The organism is Bradyrhizobium sp. (assembly GCF_036735945.1).
Lineage (GTDB): Bacteria > Pseudomonadota > Alphaproteobacteria > Rhizobiales > Xanthobacteraceae > Bradyrhizobium.
On the sequence record NZ_DAINNI010000202.1, the window covers coordinates 1 to 5,738 of the forward strand.

At 64.4% G+C, this 5,738-nt stretch carries 4 protein-coding genes; 1 reads left to right on the forward strand and 3 read right to left on the reverse strand.

All coding sequences use genetic code 11. The features are described 5' to 3' along the window. Nucleotides 1-138 precede the first annotated feature (138 nt). From V7E26_RS28895 to V7E26_RS28905, 3 genes are all read right to left on the reverse strand, one after another. On the reverse strand, nucleotides 139-939 hold the full coding sequence (locus tag V7E26_RS28895; RefSeq protein ID WP_324422799.1) for an FAD binding domain-containing protein: 801 nt from the start codon (nucleotides 937-939) through the stop codon (nucleotides 139-141). A gap of 15 nt (nucleotides 940-954) precedes the next feature. Then, nucleotides 955-3,294 carry a xanthine dehydrogenase family protein molybdopterin-binding subunit gene (locus V7E26_RS28900; RefSeq protein WP_324422800.1) on the reverse strand — a complete coding sequence of 780 codons (2,340 nt, stop codon included), beginning with the start codon at nucleotides 3,292-3,294 and terminating at the stop codon, nucleotides 955-957. 86 nt (nucleotides 3,295-3,380) lie between these two features. Beyond that, nucleotides 3,381-3,866, reverse strand: a complete 486-nt coding sequence (locus V7E26_RS28905) for a (2Fe-2S)-binding protein (RefSeq protein WP_324422801.1) — start codon at nucleotides 3,864-3,866, stop codon at nucleotides 3,381-3,383. 283 nt (nucleotides 3,867-4,149) lie between these two features. Here V7E26_RS28905 and V7E26_RS28910 point away from each other — a divergent pair. Beyond that, nucleotides 4,150-5,738, forward strand: a 1,589-nt coding sequence (locus tag V7E26_RS28910; protein ID WP_324422802.1) for a methyl-accepting chemotaxis protein, incomplete at its 3' end; no start/stop codon positions are given.

Below are 5,738 nucleotides of genomic sequence, written 5' to 3' on the forward strand. Positions count from 1 at the left end.
GAAGCGGACATTTGATGTGTTACCAAAACCGGCCAACTTAATTAGCTATCGACAGCTTCTTTTGCGCAGGAATGACACCTAAATACGAAAGCGGCGCGCATTGCTGCGCGCCGCTCGCATGAAAGTTGCGTTTAGTCGTTATCCCGCGGCTTGCACCGCGCGCTGCGCCATCACCTTGATCAGATTGGCGCGGTAGTCGGCGGTGCCGTGGATATCGCTCAACAGCCCGTCCGCCGGGATCTTGACGCCGTCGATCGCACCGGGGGACCAGTTCGCTTTCAGCGCCGCCTCGATTGCGCCGACCCGCATCACGCCGCTTTGCGACGCGCCGGTCGCGGCGACGCGGACATCGCCGTTCGGCGTCCTCGCCACGAACACGCCGGTCAGCGCAAAGCGCGAGGCCGGATGCGGGAATTTGGCGTAGCCCGCCTTGTCGACGACAGGGAAGCCGACCGCGGTGATGATCTCGCCATCTTCCAGCGCCGTCGTGAACAGGCCCTGGAAGAAATCGTCAGCGGAAATCGGGCGCTTGTTGGTCTTGATGGTCGCATTCAGCGCCAGCACCGCGGCGGGATAGTCCGCGGCGGGGTCATTGTTGGCGAGCGAGCCGCCGATGGTGCCGCGATGGCGCACGGCAGGGTCGCCGATCTGCGAGGCGAGGGTGCACAGCGCCGGGATCGCCTTGCGCACGGTGGCATCCTGCGACACGTCGTAATGCGTGGTCGCCGCCTTGATCTCGATGCCGGAGGTGGTCCCCAGGCAGCCGACGAGATCCTTGATCTTCGCAAGATCGATCACGTCGGATGGCGAGGCGAGCCGCTGCTTCATGACCGGAAGCAGCGTCTGGCCGCCGGCGAGATATTTCGCTTCCTTGCCCTTTGCGAACAGCGTGGTTGCCTCGTCGACCGAGGAGGCGCGGTGATAGTTGGTCTCGTACATGATGCGTCCTCCTGATTAACCGTGGATCGCGTGCCAGACACGGTCGGGCGTCGCCGGCATTTCCAGCCTGTTGTTGCCGATCGCGTCCGTGATGGCGTTGATGACGGCGGCCGAGGCGCCGATCGCGCCGGCCTCGCCGCAGCCCTTGACGCCGAGCGGATTGCCCGGACACAGCGTGGTGGTGTGCTGCACCTTGAACGACGGCAGGTCGTCGGCGCGCGGCATAGTGTAGTCCATGAACGATGCCGTCACCGGCTGGCCGGCGTCGTTGTAGATGGCATGCTCCAGCAGCGCCTGGCCGATGCCCTGCGCAAGGCCGCCATGGACCTGGCCCTCCACGACCATCGGATTGATCAGGCGTCCGAAGTCGTCGGCGGCGACGAAGTTCACGAACGAGGTCTTGCCGGTGGCGGCATCGACCTCGACCTCGCAGATATAGGAGCCGGCCGGGAAGGTGAAGTTGGTCGGGTCGTAGAAGGCGGTTTCCTTCAGGCCCGGCTCCATGCCGTCGGGCAAATTGTGTGCGGTATAGGCCGCGAGCGCGACCATCGGCAGCGCGATCGACTTGTCGGTGCCGGTCACCTTGAACTCGCCGTTCTCGATGACGATGTCGTTCTCGCTCGCTTCCAGCGCGTGCGCCGCGATCTTCTTGGCCTTGGCCTCGATCTTCTCCATGGCCTTGACGATGGCGGTGCCGCCGACGGCGATCGAGCGCGAGCCGTAGGTGCCCATGCCGAATTGCACCTTGTCGGTATCGCCGTGCACGATCGAAACCTGGCTGATGGGAACGCCGAGCCGTTCGGCGATCAGTTGGCTGAACGTCGTCTCATGGCTCTGGCCGTGGCTGTGCGATCCCGTGAGCACTTCGATGGTGCCAACAGGGTTGACGCGGATTTCCGCCGATTCCCACAGGCCGACGCCGGCGCCCAGGCTGCCGACCGCCTTCGAGGGGGCGATGCCGCAGGCCTCGATGTAGCAGGACACGCCGATGCCGCGCAGCTTGCCTTCGGTCTTCGCCTTGGCCTTGCGGCCGGCGAAGCCGGCGTAGTCGATCGCCTTCATCGCGGCATCGATGGAGGCGTTAAAGTCGCCGATGTCATAGGCCATGATCACCGGCGTCTGGTACGGGAAGCTGGTGATGAAGTTCTTCTTGCGCAGTTCGGCCGGATCGACCTTGAGCTGACGCGCCGCGGTCTCCATCATGCGCTCGAGCAGATAGCTCGCCTCGGGCCGGCCGGCGCCGCGATAGGCGTCCACCGGCGTGGTGTTGGTATAGACCGCCACCACCTCGGCATAGATCGCCGGGATGACGTACTGCCCCGACAGCAGCGTCGCGTAGAGATAGGTCGGCACCGCCGAGGAGAACAGCGACATATAGGCGCCGAAATTGGCGTGGGTCTTCACCCGCAAGCCCAGAATCCTGTTGTCCTTGTCGAACGCCATCTCGGCATGGCTGACGTGGTCGCGGCCATGCGCGTCGGTGAGGAAGGCTTCGGTGCGGTCGCCGGTCCACTTCACGGGACGGCCGACCTTCTTCGACGCCCACAACGCCACCATTTCTTCCGGGTAGATGTAGATTTTCGAGCCGAAGCCGCCGCCGACATCGGGCGCGATCACCCGCAGCTTGTGCTCGGGCGCGACATTGTAGAACGCCGACAGCACGAGGCGGGCGACGTGCGGGTTCTGCGACGTGGTGTGCAGCGTGAAATGCTCCTCGGCCGCATCGTAATCGGCGATCGCCGCGCGCGGCTCCATCGCGTTCGGCGCCAGGCGGTTGTTGGTGAGGTCGAGGCTCACCACGTTCGCCGCCTTGGCGAAGGCGGCCTTGACAGCGGCGTCGTCGCCGATATGCCAGTCATAGATGATGTTGCCCGGCGCTTCCGGGTGCAGTTGCGGCGCGCCCGGCTTGATCGCGGCCTTGACATCGGCCACCGCCGGCAGCTCTTCATAATTGACGACCACGGCTTCGGCCGCATCGCGCGCCTGGTTCTTGGTTTCGGCGATCACCACGGCGACCGCCTGGCCTACGAAGCGCACCGTTTCCGGCGCCATCGCCGGCCAGGCGCCCATCTTCATCGGCGTGCCGTCCTTGGAGGTGATGGCCCAGCCGCAGATCAGATTGCCGATCTTGTCGTCGACGATCTGCTGGCCCGTCAGCACCGCGATCACGCCCGGCAGCTTCATCGCGGCGGCGGAATCGATGCCCTTGACCCTGGCATGCGCATGCGGACTGCGAACGAAGTGTGCGTGGGTCATGCCCACCACCTTGATGTCGTCGACGTAGCGTCCCTTGCCGGTGATGAAACGGCGGTCTTCCTTGCGCACCACGCTTGCGCCAATGCCTTCAACGCCCATGTCTGTCCTCCCAACCGGAGTTATTGGTTTCCCGCCATTTCCATCGAAACGCGGGTCTTTAATTCGGAACTCGTTGGCCTGCGGCTCTATTCAGCCGCCTGCGAGACCTTCATGCGCCCGGCCGCGTCGAGCACCGCCTTGACGATGTTGTGGTAGCCGGTGCAGCGGCAGATGTTGCCCTCCAGCTCATGGCGGACGGTCGCCTCGTCGAGCTGGCCTCTGTGGCGGTGCACAATATCGATTGCGGACATGATCATGCCCGGGGTGCAGTAGCCGCATTGCAGGCCATGATTGTCGCGGAACGCCGCCTGCATCGGGTGCAGTTCGTCGCCTTTGGCGATGCCTTCGATCGTGGTGATGCTGGAGCCGGCGGCCTGGCCGGCCAGCACGGTGCAGGACTTGACCGCCTGGCCATCGATATGGACCACGCAGGCGCCGCATTGGCTGGTGTCACAGCCGACATGGGTGCCGGTCAGGTTCAGATGGTCGCGCAGGAGATGGACGAGCAGGGTCCGGTCTTCGACATCGACCGAGACGGCCTTGCCGTTTACCGTCAGCTTGACTGTAGACACGCGTGGTTCCTCCCGATGTTTTGTAATTATTCCAATTAGAAACAGCGCAGGCGGAACTTGCAACTAGGATTTTGGTGGGGCCTGTCATTGTGATGACACCGGCGCGCGACTGAGAGCCGCGCGACTCACAGCCTCCGCCTCCAGGGGAAAGTAGGAAAGGTGGCCCCCCTGCACCTCTTTCCCGCGATTTACCCGCCCTTATCCATTCTGCCTTAGGTTTGCGCACCGGATTGGGGGCCGGGCCTCCCGATACCTGCTTTTCAGAATGAAAACGGGGGGTGACATGCGATTTCTGAAGCGTAGCGGCGGCGCGTCTTTCAGGCTTCCAGCTTTGCGGTTCCGCGCCAAGATCATGCTCGGCTTTGCCGTCGTGCTGGCGATTTCGGCCGGCAGCATGGGCTTTGCCTATCTCGGGTTCGAACGTGTGTCCGCCGTCGTCGACTCCTACCGGCGCGGCGTGCGGGAAGCCGACCTGTCGCGCGACATCGACCGCGAGTTGATCTCCTATCGCTTGCTCGCCCGCTATTTCGTCGTCACCGGGAAGGAAGAGGACGGCAAGGCCGCGCTGGAGGCCGAAGCCCGCCTGAAGGAGGCGATCCTGGCCTCGATGAAGGGGACCGCCAACCCGGCGCGGCTTGAGCAGCTCGCGAAGCTGGAGCGGGAATTCCGCACCTTCACCAAGATTTTCGCCGACATGCTCAAGGTCAAGGACGAGAGTTCGCGCATCGCGCAGAACCAGCTTGCTCGCACCGGCAACTCGCTGCGCTACAAGCTCGACGACCTCCCGAGCAATGCCGAAGATGACGAGATGCCGGTAATCACCCTCGGCACCAAGAAGGTGATCGAGCAGTTTCAGGCGGTCACCGCGCTGGCCCAGACTTTCGTGGTCAATTCCGACCAGGCGGTCGCCAACAGCGCACTGGCGCGCCTGAAATTCGTCGAAAATGCGCTGAAGGCGATCTCGACCACCAACGCCAAGATCCAGGACGGCATCAAGGAAGTTTCCGGCATGCTGGAGGAATACCGCCGGTCGCTCGCCATGCTGATCGGCAACGCCAGGGAGATCGAAGGCCTGATCCAGGAAATGACCGAGACGGCCGCCGAGATCAACAAGGCCTCGGCCGCCATGAAGTCGGACCTTCTGTCGGATCAGAAGCGGCTGGAAGCCGAATCGGATGCGACCATCGGCGAGACCGAGCGGCTGATCCTGATCCTCGCCGCCGGCGGCTTCCTGCTCGGCTGTGTCTGGGCGTTCCTGCTTGGCGCGGGGATTTCGCGGCCGATGACCGCGATGTGCAGCGCGATGCGCAAGCTCGCCGCCGGCGAGTTCGAGGTCGTGCTGCCGGGCCTCGGCCGCAGGGACGAACTCGGCGAGATGGCCGGCGCGGTCGAGGAGTTCAAGGTGCAGGCGATTGCGCGCGCCGAACGGGACGCCGCTGCCCAGGAAGCGCAGAACAAGGCCGCGAGCGCCGCGCGCCGCGCCGAGCTCATTCGCTTCGCCGACGAATTCGAGGCCGCGGTCGGCGCCATCGTCGCCAACGTTTCCTCCTCCGCGGTGCAACTCGAATCCGCCGCCGACACGCTGACGCGCACCGCGGAGACCACGCAAAACCTTTCGAGCCAGGTCGCCGGCGCCTCGGAAGAAGCCTCCAGCAACATGCAGTCGGTGGCCTCGGCAACCGAGGAACTGTCGACCTCGGTCGACGAGATCGGGCGCCGCGTCAAGGAATCCAGCCAGATCGCCGAAGCCGCCGTCCGCCAGGCCGAACAGACCGACGGACGGATCGGAAAGCTGTCGCGCGCCGCGCAGCAGATCGGCGACGTCGTCAAGCTGATCACCGCGATCGCCGAGCAGACCAACCTGCTGGCGCT

Coding starts and splice junctions, on each gene's coding strand:
- V7E26_RS28895 (WP_324422799.1), bottom strand. CDS start 939: ATGTACGAGACCAACTATCACCGCGCCTCCTCGGTCGACGAGGCAACC.
- V7E26_RS28900 (WP_324422800.1), bottom strand. CDS start 3,294: ATGGGCGTTGAAGGCATTGGCGCAAGCGTGGTGCGCAAGGAAGACCGC.